We start from the raw sequence: 18,434 nt of genomic DNA, 5'->3' as shown, positions 1-18,434 counted from the left end.
CGCCCATGTCCAAGCGCAATTCGTGGCTGAACCGTTGCCTGACCCCCAAGGCGAGCATCCCGATGCCGGTCATCTGGAGTGCCAGCAGCCTGGCCTGGGTCCTGCTGATCGGGCTGTGGGCGGTGCTGTCCTACGGCGAAGTGGTGCCGGCGATGTTCCTGCCGACCCCTGGCGCGGTGTTCGCCGCGGCCGCCCGCCTGGCCCGCGACGGCACCCTGGGGACCCACGTGTGGGCCAGCGTCGAGGTGGTCATGATGGGCTTTGTGATCTCCTCGCTGGTCGCCGTGCCGGTGGGTCTGTTGATGGGCAGCTTCCGGGTTGTACAGGCGTTTCTGGAGCCGCTGGTCAACTTCATCCGCTACCTGCCGGTGACCTCCTTCGTGCCGCTGTTCATCCTGTGGATCGGCATCGGCCTGGAGCAACGGGTGTCGATCATCATCTTCGGCGTGTTCTTCCAGCAGCTGGTGATGATCGCCGACGTCTCCAAAGGGGTCTCCAAGGACCTGATCAATGCCTCCTACACCCTGGGCTCGAACCGTGCCGATGCCGTGCTGCACGTCATCGCCCCGGCCTCGCTGCCCGGGGTGCTGGACACCCTGCGAGTGACCATGGGGTGGGCCTGGACCTACCTGGTGGTGGCCGAGCTGGTGGCGGCCTCCAGTGGCCTGGGCTACCTGAGCCTCAAGGCCATGCGTGGCTTTCAGGTGGACGTGATCTTCCTGGCCATCGCGGTGATCGGCCTGCTGGGGCTGATCACCGATCAACTGTTCCGTTTTCTTCGCTTGAAGGTGGCCGCATGGGCTCAGTAACCGCTACTTCGCCGCGTACCCTGCCGGGCCTTGCGGCCCAGGCGCAAGCCGAACCACGGCTCAAGGTGGCTGAGGTCAGCCTGCATTACCGTACGCCGTCGGGGGATACCTTCACCGCGCTGGACAAGGTCTCCTTCGAGGTGCCCGACCAGCAGTTCGCGGTGCTGGTCGGGCCTTCGGGCTGCGGCAAATCGAGCCTGCTGTACCTGACCGCCGGCTTGAACGAACCCACCTCGGGGGAGATTTTCGTCGGTGGCCAACAGGTCGACGGGCCCGGCGCCGACCGCGGCATGGTGTTTCAGGGCTACACCCTGTTTCCCTGGCTGACAGTGCGCCAGAACATCGAGTTCGGCCTCAAGCGGCGCGGCATGCCGGCCGCAGAGCGCAAGGACATCGTCGAATACTACCTGAACGAAGTGGGCCTGCAGCGCTTCGCCGACAACTACTCCAAACAGTTGTCCGGCGGCATGATGCAGCGGGTGGCGATCGCCCGGGCGCTGGCCAATGACCCGCAGATTCTGCTCATGGACGAGCCGTTCGGGGCCCTGGACAGCCAGACGCGCCTGCAGATGCAGCAGTTGCTGCTCAGGGTCTGGGAGCACAGCAAGAAGACCGTGCTCTTTGTCACCCATGACATCGACGAGGCCATCCTGCTCGGCGATCGGATCTTCGTGATGGGTGCCCGGCCGGGGCGGATCAAGCAAGTGCTCGACGTGCCCATAAACCGGCCACGCCACCTGGACATGGTCATGGACCCGGAGTTTATCCGCATGAAACGCGACATCTTTCATCAGCTTCACGACGGCCCCGAAGCGCACTGAGTGCTCCCCCTTCCCCACCATCCCGCGCACCAGGCGGCGCCATCATCGAGGCAATGCAACTGACGCGCCAGCGCTGAACCCTCTGCCCTTACCGCTGGGAAACGCTGGTGACCTGGGACAGATACAGCGACTGCTGCTGGCCGCTGGCGTCGATGAACTGGTAATGGCCATCGGCAAAGGTCGGCGAGGTCACGGCCGTCAGACGCTGGCCTGAGGCGGTGTGAAAGATGCTGCCGACGCCTATGGAGCCGGTGGTACAGCCGCCGAGGAGGCACAGAAGAGTTGCGGAGAAGGCGATGACCAGTTTCATGGGTGGACCTGCGAATCGAATGGGGTGACGAATGAGCCCTGGTCCCTAGGCTCGGCGTGGTGCGCCTCATGAGGGAATGAAATAATCAGATCCTGATCGGCGACGTTTTTATGACGTCAGCAAACCTAAGCGGTTCCGGAGAGAGATATGGCATATTGCTATTTGACGACGAAAGGTCATGTAACAGGTGCTCGGCCCGACGATTGCGGAAACGACCCGGCCTCAGGTTTCAACCCTGCCGCCAGCTATGACGAAGTACTCGTCTTGGCCCTGGCCGTCACCACTGCCCCAGGTAATCAAGCGCCACTGCTCACCTTCACCCCCACCCGGGAACACCTCAAGCACGTAGCCGTCGTCGAAACGCAGACGCAGCCCGCCGCAGCTGTCACTGCCAACCGATGCAATGCTCGCAGCGCAGGCTGAGCGGGCGTCGATCCAGGCGGACATCCGTTCATCCCAGCGATTGCCCAGGTCGGGAGTCCAGTCGCCTGGTGACCTATTCGAAGCCGATGCACCCGCGGGGTGCCAGTAATCCTCGCGGCCGACGTAGAAACCCGCTGCCGTGCTGACTCTCCAGGCACATTGAACATGCAACGCCCACTGGCCCGCCTCAACCAGGCGCCCCAGGGGCGTGCGGCGCTGGCCCAGCGTGCCGAGCTGCAGCGTCAGCATGTCCACTGCGCGGGCAGCGCCGGTCAGCGGCTGGCCCACGAGCCTGGATAAGGCAGACTCCACCACCTGCTGTAGATCGCTCACGCCACGGCTCCTTGTGCTCGCCCTCTCGACCAGGGCACATGTGAACGGAGAATAGTGGTCGATGCCCAAGGCCGGCAATAGCGAACCGCCATCAAAAAATTGGCACGACAAGCGCGTCATGAAAAAGTTTTACCGCTCGTCAGAACTTTCTCGAAAAGTGCCATCATGCTGGCTAAGTTGGATCCTGCGAGTTATGGGTGGCTGCCAGATTCTCATCTGAGCCGTCCGCCACCCCGCACCAGAGTGCTCCGCCGTCCGCCTGCAACGCCTGCCGGACGCCAAGGCACCGCGACCCCCATCATTGCGATGTCGATGGCCGCCACCCCCATTGCGCTCCTGCCGAGCTGTCGCCTTGCACTTCTGCAAGGCGTTTCCACGACTTGCCCTGACCCATGCCGTGCCCGAACCGGAACGGGCACTGCTGCGCGCGTGAGTATCCGGACACCCACAACAGCCCGACGAACCCAAGCCGTTCAGACGAAGCAGGAGGCCTTCCATGAAGCGATGTTCAGCGCCGCAAATACTCGTGATGCCCGCACCTCAGCCCCACCGCATCTGCATGACTCTACCCGTCCTCGCTCTTCCTGATGATTGCCTCGCCGTCCTGGCCGCCTCATTCGCGCAGGGGCAGCCAACATGACCACAATCACCACAGCCGTTACCGACAAGGCGCGCGAAACCGCTCTGTACCATCCCGCCTACCGCCCCGACATCGACGGCCTGCGCGCCGTGGCTGTGCTGGCGGTGGTGTGCTTCCACGCCTTCCCGTCGTCGCTGCGCGGTGGCTTCATCGGCGTCGATATTTTTTTTGTGATTTCCGGCTTCCTGATCTCCAGCATTGTTTTCAAAAGCCTGGAAACCGATCAGTTCAGTTTTGCCGAGTTCTACAAGAAACGCGCCCTGCGGATTTTCCCGGCCCTGTGCATCGTGCTGCTCTGCTGCTTCGTGGCGGGTTGGTTCGTGTTGTTTGCCGACGAGTTCAAGGAACTGGGCAAACACATCCTGGGCGGCGCACTGTTTGCCTCGAACTTTTTCCTGTGGGACGAAAGCGGTTACTTCGACACCACGGCCGAGGTCAAGCCGCTGCTGCACCTGTGGTCGCTGGGCATCGAAGAGCAGTTCTACCTGGTCTGGCCGTTGATCGCCTGGGTCATCTGCAAGCGCGGCTTCAGTGTATTGATGGCCATCGCAGCGCTGTGGCTGCTCTCGTTCGGCCTGAACATGGCGATGGTGCACCGCGATCCGTCGTTCACCTTCTACATGCCGCAGACCCGCATGTGGGAACTGCTCAGCGGCGCCTTCCTGGCCTACTGGGCGCAACCGGTGGACAGCAGCGCCGCCTGGCTGCACCGCTGCAAGCGCCAGCTCAAGGCCTATGTCGAGCAGCGGCCGCTGCACGAGCGCTACCTGCGCAACGGCGTGGCCGGCACGGGCCTGCTGTTGCTGGTAGTAGCCTTCGCCAGCGTCACCAGCAACTCGGCATTCCCCGGCGCCTGGGCGCTGCTGCCGGTGCTCGGCACGCTGCTGATCATCATGGCGAGCAACGGCAGCTGGCTCAACCGCGCCGTACTGGGCAACCGCGTGGTGGTCTGGCTTGGCCTGATCAGCTTCCCGCTGTACCTCTGGCACTGGCCGCTGCTGACCTTCGCGCACATCCTCGAAGGCCAGCTGCCTTCGCGCGGAATCCGCCTGGCCATGGTGCTGCTGGCCGGGGTATTGGCCTGGCTGACCTATCGCTTCGTCGAAACGCCGATCCGCCGCAAGCGCGTCAAGCTGTCGGCCGCTTCGCTGTATCTCGCGCTGCTGGTCGTGGGGCTGGTCGGCGCCAGCACCTTCGTCAACGGTTTCAAGCAGCGCGCAATCATGGCCGGCTCCAGCGAAGCCTTCGCGCAATTCGTCGGGCCGGTCTGGCAGTTCACCAACAACCCGGTGTGCCAGGCGCGCTACCCGTACAAGGGGCCCAACAAGGACAGCTGGTGGTTCTGCATGACCAACAACGACCAGCCGCCCACCGTGCTGCTGTACGGCAACAGCTACGCCAACCACCTCTACCCCGGCCTGGTGAAGAACCAGCAGCTGGCCGAGCAGACCTACCTGTCGGTGGGCAACTGCGCGGTGGGTTCGGCCGACCGCACCACTGCGCTGGACGACGAAGGCGTGTCACCGTGCATGGGCGCCAGGGCCAAGGAGCAGGAGGATTTTGTCTTCGACATCGTCAAGCATAATGTCAGCCTCAAGTACGTGATCATCGACGGGCTGTCGCTCAAGGGCGACGAGAGCTATCGGGCGAGCATCGACAAGCGGGTGGCGGCGCTGTTGGCCAACCATTTCAAGGTCATCGTGTTCGTTCCGCACCTGCGCTTCGACGCCGATATCAAGGAGTGCTTCTCGCGGTTTGCCGGGGTCGAGCCGAGCCCGGCCTGCGTGGTCAGCGCCAAACAGCACGACGACCTGCTGGCCGAGTTCAAGCCCACCATGGATTACCTCCTGGCCCGCGACCCTGACGTGCAGTTCTTCGACCAGAACGCCGCGCTGTGCGATGCGCACCGGTGCTCCATGACCGTGGACGGCATGCCGATCTTCCGCGATCAGTACCAGCACTACTCGGAGTACGCCAGCGGCAAGGTGGCCGAGCAGTTCGAGCAGTGGGCCATGGTCAACGCACCGGAATTGGTCAAGCGGTAGGCCCGGCACAAGGTCGAAGGCCTGGGGCCGAGCTGCTATATTCGGCCCCTTCCCTTTTGCTGCAACACGGTGCTTGGTCCCTGCATGGCTCGATTCGACAATTACAAGAACATCGCGGACGGCATTGCGACCCTGTTTTTCCCCCATGCCGAGGTGATCCTGCATGACCTTGAGACGCAGACCGTGGCCCACATCGCCAACAACATCTCCAAGCGCCAGCTGGGCGATGACTCGTCGCTGCAGGAGCTGGCCGGGGCACTGGAGTCGGAAGACAACCCTGACACCCGGTTTGCCCAGCCCATCGGCCCCAATTTCGGCCCTTATGAAAAACTGAACTGGAACGGCCAGAAGATCCGCTCGATATCCACCGTCCTCAAGGACGAGCAAGGCCAGGCCGTGGCCATCCTCTGCATCAACCTCAACTTTGCCCTGCTCGAAGCGGCGCGCGATGCGCTGGTCGGTTTCTTCCAGCCGGGGCGCATCCTGCCGCAGCCCGAGGCGCTGTTTCGCGATGACTGGCAGGAACGCATCAACACCTTTCTGCACAGCTGGCTCGGCACACAGCAGCTGTCGCTGAGCACCCTGTCCAGGCAACACAAGCGCACGCTGGTGCGGGCGCTGTTTGCCGAAGGCGCATTCGACGGGCGCAGCTCGGCAGACTATGTCGCCAACGTTCTGAGCATGGGCCGGGCGACGGTCTACAAGTACGTGCGCGAGCTGCGCGAAGAGGCTTGAGCAGCGCTTGCAGCGAGCGTGCGCAGCAGCCCCGTTGCACCCTCACCACTGCAGCCGCACCACACCTCAGCGGGTTGAACAACCGATATACTTCGACGTGGTAGCGACGTGGACAAAGGTGGAAGATGGTTGGCTCAGTGGGTCGGGGCCAAAGCCTGTAGCCTCTGATTTTCCTGGCCGGCGGCACAAGGGAAGGTTGCGTTAGCGATTGACGTTCTGTTGCAGATGGGCCGGATAGCGGTCACCCACCACCTTGATTTGCTCAAGTGCTTGTGCAATGGCTGCCAGATCGTTGCTGCTGAGCACGACGTTTGCAGCCCCAATGTTTTCCTCTAGTCGATTCAGCTTGGTAGTACCCGGGATAGGTACGATCCAAGGCTTCTGTGCCAACAGCCAGGCGATAGCGACTTGAGCTCGGGTAGCGTCTTTGCCCTCGGCAATTTGCCCCAGCACTTCGACCAGCTGTGCATTGGCCTTGCGATTTTCTTCAGTGAAGCGAGGCACCATATTACGGAAATCGTCAGCAGCGAATTTCGTGTCGGCATCGATGGCGCCGGTTAGAAAGCCTTTACCCAGCGGGCTGAAGGGGACGAAGCCGATACCCAATTCTTCCAGCAAGGGAAGAATCTGCTCCTCGGGTTCGCGCCACCACAAGGAATATTCGCTCTGCAGGGCTGCGACCGGAAGCACCGCATGTGCACGTCGAATCGCATCAGGGCCCGCTTCTGACATCCCAAAATGCAAGACTTTCCCTTCTTCGACCAGCTGCTTGACTGTGCCTACCACTTCTTCGATCGGCACCTGGGGGTCGACGCGGTGTTGATAGAGCAGCTCGATACGGTCGGTTTTCAATCTCTTGAGGGAGGCTTCGACCACTGCTTTGATAGTTTCGGGCCGACTGTCCAGACCTTCGTTTGGCACAGCATTTTTGAAGCCGAATTTTGTGGCGATGATCACCTGGTCACGGATGGGAGCCAATGCTTCGCCGAGCAATTCTTCGTTGGTGTAGGGGCCATAGGCCTCAGCGCTGTCGAAGAAATTGACACCTTTGTCGAAGGCATCCCGGAGCAGGGTGATGGCGGCTTTCTTTTCCAGGGCGGGGCCATAAGCAAAGCTCAGGCCCATGCAACCCAGACCCATCGAGGACACTTGCAAAGCGCTTTTGCCCAGTTGTCGTTTCAGCATTTCTCGTCACCTTCGCAGAGTGGTAATTGACAGTTACACTTTAAATTCCTGTGCTCACTTCAACAATCTGCCTGGCGTTTCACGGCTAGATGAGAGGAATTCATCAATGATCCGTGCTGGCCTTCCAGAGCTCACGGCGTTCGTAGCCATTGCCGAACAGCGCAGCTTCACCGGCGCGGCGAGAACGCTGGGCGTATCGCCTTCTGCGCTCAGTCATTCAATGCGTGGACTCGAAGCGCGTCTTGAGCTGCGATTGTTCAACCGCACCACACGCTCCGTAGCGCTGACCGAAGCCGGAGAGCAGCTGTTCAATCGTGTCCAGCCCTTGCTCGGTGACCTGGAGTGCGCCGTCAACGATGTGACCTCCGAGCGCAATACGCCCTCGGGCACGATCAGGCTCAGCGCGTCGGAGTCATCGTTCAAACCGCTGATCCGTCACGTGATGCCCAAGTTCCTCCAGGACAACCCGCAAATACACATTGAATGCATCGCCGACAGCCGCCTGGTCGATATCGTCGCCGATGGGTTCGATGCGGGCATCCGTCTGTTCGATGACGTTCCGCGCGACATGGTCGCTGTCCGTTTCGGCCCTGACATTCGCTTTGCAGCCGTGGCCTCTCCTGGATACCTTGGTCGGCACCCGGCACCCCTAGCGCCCCACGACCTCAAAGCCCATCGCTGTATCCGGTTTCGTTTCGCGAGCGGTACCTTGTTCCGTTGGGATTTTGGCCACTCAGGGAGAACGGCCAGCATCGATGTCGACGGGCCGATGACCATGGACAATATCAACTTGATGGAGGAGGCAGCCCTGGCCGGAATCGGTATCGCATGGCTGCCAGTGCACCAGGTCGATGATCACCTTCGTGAGGGGCGTTTGGTTCATCTGTTACCGGATTGGGGCCCGTACTATCCGGGCGCATGCTTCTATTATCCTGCCAACCGGCACCCGCCCATGGCCTTGAGGATGTTTGCCGAAGCTGTAAGGCAATGGGCACGAGATCAAGAGGGGCTCGTGCAGCCAGGCAACGCGGCTACCGAACCTCCCTCGTCCGGGAGCCACGGCGCCTGACAGCAGGCGAGTCGCTCAGCCGCCGGTAACCATCACCGCGCGGCCAGGAAAGCTACGCTTGCCCCGACGCACCGCTTCTCCCCAGCCTTCAGCCGACCTGCGAGGCCGGTGAATAGCGCGGGTAATCGGTGAACCCCTGCACCCCGCCGCCATACAAGCCTTCAGCGTTCAACGGATTGAGCGGCCAGCCCTGGGCGATGCGCTGCGGCAGGTCGGGGTTGGCGACGAAGGGTCTGCCGAACGCCACCAGGTCGGCCAGCCCGGACTCGACCAGCCGCGCGGCGCGTTCTGCGGTGTACAGCCCGGCGTAGAGGATGCGGCCACTGAAGGTGTCGCGCACCTCGCGACGAAATGCCTCGGGCAGGTCGGGTGCGTTGGCCCAGTCGGCCTCGGCGATGGACAGGTAGCCGATGCCCTGCTCTTCCAGCACCCGGATCGCCTCGATGTAGGTCTGGTGCGGGTCTTCTTCGACGAAGCCGATGTACACACGATCTTCATCGGTGCTGCTGAACAATGGCGAGAAGCGCACCCCCACCCGCTGCGGGCCGACCACGGCGCTCATCGCCTGCACCACTTCGCGCAGAAAACGCAGGCGGTTGGCCAGCGAGCCACCGTATTCGTCGGTGCGCTGGTTGGCGTGGGTGGAAATGAACTGGTTGACCAGATAGCCATTGGCCGCATGGATCTCGACGCCATCAAAGCCGGCGCTCAGGGCATTGCGGGCGGCCTGGGCGTACAGCTCGACCAGCGCCTTGATCTCTTCGACGCTCAACTGACGCGGCATCGACGGCTGCACCAAGGTGCCGCTGCCGGGCGCAGTTTCAATGAACGCCTTGGCTTTGTCTGCGGCAATCGGCGACGGCGCCACCGGCGCGGCCTGGTCCGGTTGCAGCGCGTGATGCGACACACGGCCGACATGCCACAGCTGGGCGAAGATCACCCCGCCGGCAGCGTGCACGGCGTCGGTCACCGTGCGCCAGCCGTCGATCTGGCGCTGGTTGTAGATGCCCGGCGTCCAGGCATAGCCCTGGCCGCGCGGTTCGATCTGCGTGCCTTCGCTGATGATCAGCCCGGCGCTGGCGCGCTGCTGGTAGTAGCTGGCCATCAGCGGCGTGGCCACGTCGCCCGGCTGGCCGCTGCGCTGACGGGTCAGCGGTGGCATGACGATGCGATTCTTCAGGGTGATGGCGCCCAGCGAAGTGGGCTCGAACAGAGAGCGGTGCTGCATGATTGGATTTCCTTGAAACGTCGGGGGGCGGGAGACGCCGTGACCTCTCCCGCCGGCGGGCAACTTCAGCCTTGCTGCAGCTGGCTGATCAGCAGCTGCGCCGCTTCGCTGGACGAACCGGGGTTCTGCCCGGTGATCAGCAGGCCGTCGCGGACCACGTAGGAAGCCCAGTCCGGCCCCTTGGAATACAGGCCACCGTTGGCCTTGAGCATGTCCTCGACAAGGAACGGCACCACGTCGGTGAGGCCTACCGCCTCTTCCTCGGAGTTGGTGAAGCCGGCGACCTGCTTGCCCTGCACCAGCGGCGTGCCGTCAGCCTTCTTCACATGGCGCAGCACGCCGGGAGCGTGGCAGACCAGGGCGGCCGGTTTGTCTGCGGCGATGAAGCCTTCGATCAGCCGAATCGAGACCGGGTCTTCGGCCAGATCCCACAGCGGACCGTGGCCACCCGGGTAGAACACGGCATCGAAGTCGGCTGGGGACACGCTGTCCAGGCGCACGGTGCTGGCAAGCGCGGCGTTGGCGGCGGCGTCGGCTTCGAAACGGCGGGTCAGGTCGGTCTGGAAGGACGGCTCGTTGCTCTTCGGATCGAGCGGCGGCTGGCCGCCCTTGGGCGAGGCGAGAACGATCTCGGCCTGGGCATCGAGGAAGGCGTAGTAAGGCGCGGCGAGCTCTTCGAGCCAGAAGCCGGTCTTGCGGCCGGTGTTGCCCAGGGTGTCGTGGGAGGTCAGTACCATGAGAACTTTCATTATGCTTTTCCTGTGCCAGAGTGAGAGTGCTTGCTTGGATTAGACCAGTCGTCTATTTGCAAGGCGACCCGAAAGTGCGCTGGATCTGGTGCTACCTTAAATTCAATTAGACCAGTCGTCTAGTGTTTTCTTCGGGTTTTTTTTCAGTGCATTTGCAGTGTGGTGCAAGAAAGGTCAGTCAGCCAGGTCGAGCACCTGCCGGGTGGTGGCCATCGCGGTCGTGAAGGGTTGCGTGGTCTTGCTGATCTTGACCATGACGCTGGCGCCCAACCACAGCTGGTAAAGACTTTGAGCCACCGCATGGGGCGTGTCGCGCACCGTCAGCGAACCTTCCTCCTGGCCGGTCTCGATCGCCTGGGCAAGGCGCTCGATGACGCCAGCCGTGCCGCGCTTGAGCACCGCGCGCATGGCCTCGGAGAGGTCGGCCACTTCCACCCCGAGTTTCACCGCCAGGCATTTGCCCTGGCAGTCCTGGAACGACTGGGTGTCCTGCCAGATCTGCCAGTAGCGGGTCAGACGCTGCGCCATGTTCAGCCCCGGCAGGGCGAGCACTTCATCGAGCTCGGCCAGGTAGACCGTAAAATAGCTCTCCAGCAGCGCCTCGCCAAAGGCGTCCTTGGATTCGAAGTAGTGATAGAACGAGCCTTTGGGCACCCCCGCCGTGGCCAGGATTTCGTTCAGGCCCACGGCGGAATACCCCTTGGCGGCCATGATGCGCTGGCCTACGTCAAGGATTCCCTGGCGGACATCTGAGGTTTCACGGGTCTTTGGAGTGCTCATGGCGGCCATGGTAATGCTTGCTAGACGATCAGTCTAGTCGCCCTCGAGCGACGCCATGGTTGCATCCTGCGGGTGAAGTGATAATCTCTTTATGAGAACGTTTCTGTAATTACATTCCCATAGAAAGATTATAGAGGTCATCATGAAAGAGATAGATCTGGGCCAACGGGCCGCCGAAATCCTGAGCGCCTGCATCTATGCGAACATCGCCACCAGCGGTGAGGACGGCCCCTGGAACACCCCGGCCACTGCTTTGCCCGACGCCGGGCTGAATTTCTATTGGTCGTCCTGGGTCAATGCGGTGCATTCGAAAAACCTGTGCGCCAACGGCCAGGCCTTCCTGACCTTCTATGACTCGACCCGCGCGCGCGGCACCAACAACAAGATGTGCCTTTACCTGCGCTGCGAAGCCCGGGAAGTGCCCGACCCGGCCGAAGCGGCCAAGGCCGCCGAACTGCTGTACCCGGACGAGCAGGTCGACCTGTCGATGTTTCTTGCGGGCGGCATCAAGCGCTTCTACCGCGCAACGCCGACAACCGCCTGGCTCAACAGCCTCTCCGAGCGCGAGCTGGAACCCGGCACGCTGAAAATGCGCGTCGAGGTGCCGCTCGATGACATCAACCGGTCACGTGGCTGACCCCCTGCTTGAGGCTTGTCATGGACATCGTCACGCTGGAAATCTTCAAGACCGTCGCCGCCGAGCTCAGCATCACCCGAGCGGCAGCGCAGCTGGGGCGTGTGCAGTCGAATGTGACTACGCGCATTCAGAGCCTCGAGGGGCAATTGGGGGTCGCACTGTTCAACCGCGACAACAAGAAACTGCGCCTGACCGATCAGGGGCAGGTCTTTCTCCAGTACGCCCATCGCCTACTGGCGTTGGCCAACGAAGCGCAGCAGGCGATGCACCCGGCCACGCCCCAGGGCACCTTGCGCCTGGGCTCGATGGAAAGCACAGCAGCCAGCCGCCTGCCTGTGCCGTTGAGCCAGTTCCATCAAGCTTCACCGGGCGTCATCTTGCGGGTCACCACCGGCCCGTCGCAGCGCCTGATCGACCTGCTCGATCGTGGCGAGATCGACTGTGCGCTGCTGGCCATGCCGTACGAAGGCGACGACGAGCCCGAGGATATCCTGCAAAGCTATGCTTTCGCAGGCGAGCGCGCCTATGCCGAAGTGCTGCGCGTGGTGTTGCCCAAGGGCTGCACGCCGGGCGATCTGCTCGGGCAGGCCGGGCGCATGTCGCTGGCGGCCTTCCAGGCCGGGTGCAGTTACCGGCAGCTGGCCGGCCAGTGGCTGGCGGCGCAGGGTTCAGGCAATGCGCTGGACGTGCATGAAGTCGGCTCCTACCACGCCATGCTGGCGTGCGTGGCGGCCGGGCAAAGTTTCAGTGTGATTCCACAGAGCGTGCTGCAACTGAGTGCAGAACTGGCCAGCGTCGAACTGGGCGACTCGATCCCCTACCCCACCTGGCTGGTGTGGCGAGCCGGCTATTCGACGGCCGCGTTCGACGCCTTCAGGGCCGTTCTGCGCCATAGCTATTCGCCGAATTATCAAAGCTGATCGGCTGAGACGGGGGGCTGCGCGGCCTCGGCGATCATGGTGTCGACCGCCGAAGCGCAGCGCACCCGGAATTCGGCCGGCAGCATGCACAGCTGCGGGCTGCCGAGGATGCGCAGCTTGGCGCCCTCGGCGGCAGTCGACAGGTCGACGTTCATCGCCTGCAGCTGTTGGATAAGCGCGACGAGGGCAATTCTTTGCAGTTCTTCGGTGGCAATCAGCATGTTCGCTCCGCTTGGGCTCCAGTCATCGGGCGCCTGTAGAGCGTTGGGCATGGACTGAAGCGAGCGGGTTCAGAATTTATCGGCGCGAGCCGATCAATGCGCGAACAGAACTCAGGAAGCCACCCCGAGAATGATGTGCGAGGCCTTGATCACTGCGGTTGCCTTGACGCCTGCAGCCAGACCCAGCTCCTGCACGGCGTCGCGGGTGACGATGGCGAAGACTTCGGCGCCGCTGGGCAGCTGCACGACCACTTCACAGTTCACCGCACCGTCGGTGACGCGCAGCACCTTGCCTTCCAGGCAGTTGCGCGCGGACAACCGGTAGCCCTCGGCATCGGTCATCAACATCACCCAAGGCGCCTTGACCAGCGCCACCGCTTCTTTGCCCACGGCCAGGCCCAGGCTCTGCAGGCTGGCCATGGTCACCACGGCGACCAGCTTCTCGCCGCCACCGAAGCTCAATTCGACTTCGGCATTGACGGCGCCGGGCGTGACCTGGCTGACGGTACCTTTGAAAACGTTACGAGCGCTGACTTTCATGCCGGATCCTTTGTTATTGAAGATTGTTGCTAGGATCCATTAAGCCGTTGTGTAAATGACAGCCCAGCGCTGAAGCGGTTTTTTCGATCGGCGGGCTACTACCGGTAAGCCTGCTACCCTTTGTAAAAATTTACCGTCTGGAAGGAATCCCATGAAAACGGTCGCAACCCTGCTCTTATGCTGCTCCCTCGCTGCCTGCTCGAGCACCTCGCAGGACAGCACGTCGAGCGGCGGATTTCCCGTCACCATCCCGCACCTGACGTCCTCGGTCAGCCCGGCCAACTCCCAGGTGGAGGTATCGATCACGGTCAAGAGCGAGTACCGCGAGCCGCTGAAGACCGTTCGCGTCACCATCGCTGCCTTCGATGCCAAGGGACAGAAACTCAGCGGCAACGACGAAGTGATCGAAGTGCTGGGCCCTATCCTGCGCGGCCAGAGCATCGGCCCGCTGGAGAAAGTGACCTCGATCCGGGACAGCCGCGTCACCTGTATCGAGGTGGTGCAGATCCAGGCGATCAAGCTGGACTACACCCTGGATTCGGTAGTCGGCAAGGACGCCCATGCCGCCGTCACCGGCGGCGGGCAGAGGGCCTGCAATGGCTGAGCGCTGACAGGCGCAGCGCGGGGGGCACAACCGCAAGCTGTTGACACCTGAAGATCAAACCTGCTTGCGGAGCGCCGGACCGACCACCCCCCAAGGTCACGCCACCTTTACATTTACCGCACTACCGCCCCATGGCGGGAATTTCCGAGTGATCCCAGGGTCAATCTGGCGCCAGTCGTCAATCGGAGAACCGCCATGCCGCGCCAGTTGCGCTCCTCATTCATCATCGGGCTACTGGCCTGGCTGGCGCTGTGCGCCGCTGTGCCCGTGGCGGCGCAGGCCGCGCAGGACTCGCCAGCCCCCGCCACCGCCGAGCAGACGACTGCGCCCCAGGGTCCCAGCCTCGACGAGCTCAGCGATCAACTCGACCAGATCCGCCAGAAGGTTTCGGTCAAGGCCAACGACGACCTGCTGGCCAACCTACGCCAGGGCGCCCTGCAGATCCAGAAGCAGGCCGATGCGCTCTCGGCCACGCAGGCGCTGGACCTGCAGCACCTCAACGAACAGCTGAGTATTCTTGGCCCCCCCCAGCCGGACGAAGCGGCGAACTTCACCACCCAACGCAAGGCGCTGACCGCGCAGAAAAACAGCCTGGTCAAGGATCAGACCGAGACCAACACCCTCAGCCAATCGGCGCGCAACCTGGCCACGCAAATCTTCAGCCTGCGCCGCAGCCTGTTCGACTCGCAGATCAGCTCGCGCTCGGCCAGCCCCTTGAGCTCGCTGTTCTGGTCCAACCTGATTCGCCCGACCGACGACGACCTGGGCCGCATGCATGGCCTGTTCAGCGAAGTGAAGGACGTGTTCGCCGCCGCCCTGGCCCCCGGCAAGCGCCTGGTGTTCGGTGCGATCGTGGTCGGCGCCCTGCTGCTGTGGGCGGTGGGCCGGCGCCTGCTGGAGCGTCTGCTGATCTGGGCGATGGTGCGCTGGCTGCCGGAGGGGCGCCTGCGCCGCAGCGCGCTGGCGTTGGCCATCGGCCTGCTGACCATTGTCATCATCGTCGTGTCCACTTCCCTGCTGCGCTGGGCGGTGGTCGGCGACGCCGACTTGAGCGACGACCTGCTCAACCTGCTCGACCAGCTGCAGACCCTGGTGGTGTTCTGCGCCTTCATTGTCGGCCTGGGCCGCGCCTTGTGCCTGGTGGCCTATCCATCCTGGCGCCTGACGCCGCTGGCCGACGAGATCGCCGCCGCGCTGGGTCGTTTTCCCGCCGCGCTGGCCCTGGCGCTGCTGATCATCGGCACCCAGGAGCGCATCAACAGTGTCATCGCCAGCACCCTGGCGTTGACCGTGGCGGTCAACGGCCTGACGGCGCTGGCCATCTCCCTGGCCTTCCTGCTCGCCCTCTGGCGCTACCGCCGCACCCGCCGGCGCCTGGGCCTGCAGCGGCCGTCCGGCTTCGCCCGCCTGTTGCCGTTCATCATCGCCACCTGGGTCGGCTTCAGCCTGCTGGCGTTGCTGGGCGGGTACCTGACCCTGGCCTATTTCCTCGCCGTCAAGCTGCTGTGGATCAGCGTGGTGGCGGCGACCGCGTACCTGGTGATCGCCTGCTTCGGCGATATCTGCGAGACCCTGCTGTCGCCCCGGCAACCGGGCGGGATCGCACTGGGCGCGGCGCTGGGCCTGACCGAGCGCCACCAGGCCCAGGCGAGCACGCTGCTGGCCGGGGTGGGCCGGACCCTGCTGCTGCTCAGCGCCATCCTGCTGGCGTTCGTGCCGTCCGGCTCGAGCCCCGGCGAGCTGCTCGAGCGCTTCACCCAGATCAGCCTGAACGATCAACCGCTGGGCAAGCTCAACCTGGTGCCTGGCGACATCCTGCTGGCACTGGTGCTGCTCGCCGGCGGCCTGTTCTGCCTGCGGGTACTCAAGGAATGGCTGGGCGAGCGGCTGCTGCCGGAGACCAACCTGGACGCCGGCATGCGCGCCTCGCTGGTGACGCTGGTGGGCTACATCGGCTTCGTGGTGCTGGCCGCCGTGGTCATGTCCACCCTGAACATCAGCCTGACCAACCTGACCTGGGTGGTGAGCGCCCTGTCGGTGGGCATCGGCTTCGGCCTGCAGGCCATCGTGCAGAATTTCATTTCCGGCCTGATCCTGCTCACCGAGCGGCCGGTCAAGGTGGGCGACTGGGTCAGCCTGGCCGGGGTCGAAGGGGATATCCGGCGGATCAATGTGCGCGCCACGGAAATCCAGATGGGTGACCGCTCCACCGTCATCGTGCCCAATTCGCAGTTCATCACCCAGAACGTGCGCAACGTGACCATGGGCAACGCCCTGGGCGTGGTCGGCATTTCCCTGACCCTGCCTTTGGACACCGACGTCATGGCCATCCGCGACCTGCTGCTCAAGGCGTTCAGCGAGCACGAAGCGGTGCTCGACAACCCGGCGCCTTCGGTGACGTTCAAGGACCTGACCAGCAGCGGCCTGATCATCAGCGTCAGCGGCTACGTGAACAGCCCGCGCCTGGTCGGCAACGCGCGCAGCGACCTGTTGTTCACCGTGCTGGACCGTCTGCGCGAGCTGGGCGTGAAGCTGTCCGCACCGCAGAGCATGCTGCTGATCAACGACGGTCAAGCGAAGGCCACGCCGGAGTGATTCGGCGCCAGCGCCGGCCAACCGCCCCCCTATAGAGGGGCTGACAAGCCGTTGGCCCGCGCCGCCTGAACCAGGCCGTCAAGCCAATCCTGATGCCCGTTGAGCATCGGGTTGGGCCTGGTGCGAGCCAACTCTTGTGCCGGTCTACCCTTCTGGGTCTCCTGGGTGAGGATGCGCACGCGCCCACCCGGCAGGTCTTCGATCAGCCAGGCGTGGTGCACGTCCAGCCGCGTGTCACCCTCGCCCGCCCAGCCATGCCAGGCGATGCGCGCCGGTTCACCGGCTGCCGGGGCCACGCATTCGTTGCACTGCGCCTGAACTGGAAACCCGAAGGTCTCGAAATGAAAGCGCACGCCGTCGGCCAGCTCCGGGCCTTTGCCATCGTGAAAGCCCACGTTGGCACTGTTGCCGTAGTAGCTGGGCCACTTGTGCGCGAAGCTCAACAACGGCCAGACCTGGGCTGCTGTCAGGCCGGCGACTATCACCTCATTGGAAACGAAATTATCCGTGTACCCGGGTTCGAAGCCTTGCGGCCAGTGGATTGCGTTCATGGATTGCCTCGACTGAATGGACGCTGCAAAGGCTAAGTGCTAGCTTGAAATAACGCCAATCGCCGTTCTTTATGCGAAGCATCATGAATCCTGATATCAGAAACCTCGACCTCAACCTGCTCAAGGCCTTTGACGCCCTGCTCGACGAACGCAGCGTGACCCGCGCGGCGCAGCGCCTGGCGCTGACCCAGCCAGCCGTCAGTGGCATGCTCATGCGGCTGCGTGACAGCTTCGACGACCCGCTGTTCGTCCGCGCCCAGCGCGGCATGGTGCCGACGGCGCGGGCCGAGCAGCTGGCGGAGCCGGTCAAGCGGCTGCTGGGCGAGATCGAGACAATGTTGCGGCCCGCAGCCTTTGATCCGGCTACCGCGAGCATGACTCTGGTCATCGCGTCCACCGATTACGCTTTGCGGGCGGTGGTGGTGCCCTGGTTGGGCAGCCTGCGCCTGCGCGCGCCGAACATCCGGGTGGCGGTGCAACCGGTCGACCATCGGGAACTGCACGGCCAGCTGGACCGCGGTGACGTCGACATGGCCCTGCTCACCCCTGAGACCACTGCACCGGGGCTGCGTGCCAGCGACCTGTTCGATGAGCGTTACGTGTGCGTGCTGCGCGCCGATCACCCAGATGCCGCCGCTGGCAGCCTGTCGCTGGACCGGTTCTGTGCCCTGGACCATGTGCTGGTTTCGTCTTCGGGGGCGGCTTTCAAGGGGGTGACCGACGCGGCCTTGGCGCGGATCGGCCGGAGTCGGCGAGTGGTCACCTCGGTCAGCAGCTTTCTGGTGGTGCCGGAGATCCTCCTGGCCAGCGACCTGATCGCCGTGGTGCCGCGCCGGCTGGCGCTGCGCCAGCCAGGTCTGGTCATGCTCGAACCGCCCCTGGAGATACCTGGCTTTCGCAAGACCCTGGTGTGGCACGAGCGCACCCACCGCGACCCTGGCCAGCAATGGGTGCGAGCCTTGTTGACGCAGGCCTGTCGAGCCGTGCGATAAGCTGCCGGTCGCCGGCGCCGATCAGTCGGCCGGGCCGCCCTCGCTCGCCATCAGCCGGTGGATGAGCTCATCACGGGCCAGCACCAGGCCAACGAATACGCGGCGGTCGGCGCAGGCGCCACGCAGGGAGAGGATTTCACGGGAGAGGCGGGAGATTTCCGCGCTGATGAATTGCAGATCGGCTTGCTGCGCTGGTGTCATGATGGCCCCTGGGGTGCTCTTCTTGTTGTCTGTAACGCATTTGACC

At 63.6% G+C, this 18,434-nt stretch carries 20 protein-coding genes; 10 read left to right on the top strand and 10 right to left on the bottom strand.

The window, feature by feature from the left end; translation table 11 throughout:
- Positions 1-5: 5 nt before the first annotated feature.
- Positions 6-809 carry an ABC transporter permease gene (locus SFA35_RS10160; RefSeq protein WP_320577849.1) on the top strand — a complete coding sequence of 268 codons (804 nt, stop codon included), beginning with the start codon at positions 6-8 and terminating at the stop codon, positions 807-809.
- Positions 797-1,630 (top strand): ABC transporter ATP-binding protein, encoded by an 834-nt coding sequence (locus SFA35_RS10155; protein ID WP_320577847.1) that lies wholly within the window; start codon positions 797-799, stop codon positions 1,628-1,630. Before SFA35_RS10160 ends, SFA35_RS10155 begins: the two co-directional genes overlap by 13 nt.
- An 88-nt stretch (positions 1,631-1,718) precedes the next feature.
- Here SFA35_RS10155 and SFA35_RS10150 read toward each other — a convergent pair whose 3' ends face one another.
- Both SFA35_RS10150 and SFA35_RS10145 read right to left on the bottom strand, forming a co-directional pair.
- Positions 1,719-1,940 carry a hypothetical protein gene (locus SFA35_RS10150; protein WP_320577845.1) on the bottom strand — a complete coding sequence of 74 codons (222 nt, stop codon included), beginning with the start codon at positions 1,938-1,940 and terminating at the stop codon, positions 1,719-1,721.
- A gap of 222 nt (positions 1,941-2,162) precedes the next feature.
- Positions 2,163-2,696, bottom strand: a complete 534-nt coding sequence (locus tag SFA35_RS10145; protein WP_320577844.1) for a hypothetical protein — start codon at positions 2,694-2,696, stop codon at positions 2,163-2,165.
- A gap of 636 nt (positions 2,697-3,332) precedes the next feature.
- On the opposite strand from SFA35_RS10145, the gene SFA35_RS10140 reads away from it, so the two are divergent.
- Both SFA35_RS10140 and SFA35_RS10135 read left to right on the top strand, forming a co-directional pair.
- Positions 3,333-5,381: an acyltransferase family protein gene (locus SFA35_RS10140; RefSeq protein ID WP_320577843.1), complete on the top strand. Its 2,049-nt coding sequence runs from the start codon at positions 3,333-3,335 to the stop codon at positions 5,379-5,381.
- An 84-nt stretch (positions 5,382-5,465) separates the two neighbouring features.
- Positions 5,466-6,116, top strand: coding sequence for a transcriptional regulator (locus SFA35_RS10135; RefSeq protein ID WP_320577841.1), 651 nt, complete (start codon positions 5,466-5,468; stop codon positions 6,114-6,116).
- Positions 6,117-6,317: 201 nt separating this feature from the next.
- Here SFA35_RS10135 and SFA35_RS10130 read toward each other — a convergent pair whose 3' ends face one another.
- Positions 6,318-7,301, bottom strand: coding sequence for an aldo/keto reductase (locus SFA35_RS10130; protein ID WP_320577839.1), 984 nt, complete (start codon positions 7,299-7,301; stop codon positions 6,318-6,320).
- A 106-nt stretch (positions 7,302-7,407) separates the two neighbouring features.
- On the opposite strand from SFA35_RS10130, the gene SFA35_RS10125 reads away from it, so the two are divergent.
- Positions 7,408-8,370, top strand: a complete 963-nt coding sequence (locus SFA35_RS10125; RefSeq protein WP_320577837.1) for a LysR family transcriptional regulator — start codon at positions 7,408-7,410, stop codon at positions 8,368-8,370.
- Between the two features lie 88 nt (positions 8,371-8,458).
- On the opposite strand, the gene SFA35_RS10120 is transcribed toward SFA35_RS10125, so the two are convergent.
- The 3 genes from SFA35_RS10120 to SFA35_RS10110 all read right to left on the bottom strand — a co-directional run bounded on the left by SFA35_RS10120 (position 8,459) and on the right by SFA35_RS10110 (position 11,127).
- Positions 8,459-9,598: an alkene reductase gene (locus SFA35_RS10120; protein ID WP_320577835.1), complete on the bottom strand. Its 1,140-nt coding sequence runs from the start codon at positions 9,596-9,598 to the stop codon at positions 8,459-8,461.
- A gap of 65 nt (positions 9,599-9,663) precedes the next feature.
- Positions 9,664-10,347 (bottom strand): type 1 glutamine amidotransferase domain-containing protein, encoded by a 684-nt coding sequence (locus SFA35_RS10115; protein WP_320577833.1) that lies wholly within the window; start codon positions 10,345-10,347, stop codon positions 9,664-9,666.
- A gap of 174 nt (positions 10,348-10,521) precedes the next feature.
- Positions 10,522-11,127, bottom strand: a complete 606-nt coding sequence (locus SFA35_RS10110; RefSeq protein WP_320577831.1) for a TetR/AcrR family transcriptional regulator — start codon at positions 11,125-11,127, stop codon at positions 10,522-10,524.
- 142 nt (positions 11,128-11,269) lie between these two features.
- On the opposite strand from SFA35_RS10110, the gene SFA35_RS10105 reads away from it, so the two are divergent.
- Positions 11,270-11,764, top strand: a complete 495-nt coding sequence (locus SFA35_RS10105) for a pyridoxamine 5'-phosphate oxidase family protein (protein WP_320577828.1) — start codon at positions 11,270-11,272, stop codon at positions 11,762-11,764.
- A gap of 20 nt (positions 11,765-11,784) precedes the next feature.
- Positions 11,785-12,684: a LysR substrate-binding domain-containing protein gene (locus tag SFA35_RS10100; protein WP_320577826.1), complete on the top strand. Its 900-nt coding sequence runs from the start codon at positions 11,785-11,787 to the stop codon at positions 12,682-12,684.
- Here the strand turns inward: SFA35_RS10100 and SFA35_RS10095 are convergent.
- Together SFA35_RS10095 and SFA35_RS10090 are read right to left on the bottom strand one after the other, a co-directional pair.
- Positions 12,675-12,905, bottom strand: a complete 231-nt coding sequence (locus SFA35_RS10095) for a hypothetical protein (RefSeq protein WP_320577824.1) — start codon at positions 12,903-12,905, stop codon at positions 12,675-12,677. The genes SFA35_RS10100 and SFA35_RS10095 overlap by 10 nt on opposite strands.
- Positions 12,906-13,016: 111 nt before the next feature.
- Entirely contained in the window at positions 13,017-13,445 is a 429-nt protein-coding gene (locus SFA35_RS10090) for a TOBE domain-containing protein (RefSeq protein WP_320577822.1), read from the bottom strand.
- A 151-nt stretch (positions 13,446-13,596) separates the two neighbouring features.
- On the opposite strand from SFA35_RS10090, the gene SFA35_RS10085 reads away from it, so the two are divergent.
- Positions 13,597-14,049 (top strand): hypothetical protein, encoded by a 453-nt coding sequence (locus SFA35_RS10085; protein ID WP_320577819.1) that lies wholly within the window; start codon positions 13,597-13,599, stop codon positions 14,047-14,049.
- A 195-nt stretch (positions 14,050-14,244) separates the two neighbouring features.
- Complete coding sequence (locus SFA35_RS10080; RefSeq protein ID WP_320577817.1) at positions 14,245-16,644, top strand: DUF3772 domain-containing protein; 2,400 nt, start codon at positions 14,245-14,247, stop codon at positions 16,642-16,644.
- Positions 16,645-16,673: 29 nt separating this feature from the next.
- Here SFA35_RS10080 and SFA35_RS10075 read toward each other — a convergent pair whose 3' ends face one another.
- The gene (locus SFA35_RS10075) at positions 16,674-17,195 is read right to left on the bottom strand and encodes an SRPBCC domain-containing protein (protein WP_320577814.1); all 522 of its coding nucleotides are present in this window, start codon (positions 17,193-17,195) and stop codon (positions 16,674-16,676) included.
- A gap of 83 nt (positions 17,196-17,278) precedes the next feature.
- Between SFA35_RS10075 and SFA35_RS10070 the strand changes: the two genes are divergently transcribed.
- Positions 17,279-18,187, top strand: a complete 909-nt coding sequence (locus SFA35_RS10070) for a LysR family transcriptional regulator (protein WP_320577812.1) — start codon at positions 17,279-17,281, stop codon at positions 18,185-18,187.
- A 21-nt stretch (positions 18,188-18,208) separates the two neighbouring features.
- On the opposite strand, the gene SFA35_RS10065 is transcribed toward SFA35_RS10070, so the two are convergent.
- On the bottom strand, positions 18,209-18,388 hold the full coding sequence (locus SFA35_RS10065; protein WP_320577811.1) for a hypothetical protein: 180 nt from the start codon (positions 18,386-18,388) through the stop codon (positions 18,209-18,211).
- Positions 18,389-18,434 lie beyond the last annotated feature (46 nt).

The organism is Pseudomonas sp. HR96 (genome assembly GCF_034059295.1).
In the GTDB taxonomy this organism is placed as follows: domain Bacteria; phylum Pseudomonadota; class Gammaproteobacteria; order Pseudomonadales; family Pseudomonadaceae; genus Aquipseudomonas.
The sequence above is the reverse complement of the archived record's forward strand: the minus strand, read 5'-3'. Positions and strand labels throughout refer to the sequence as shown.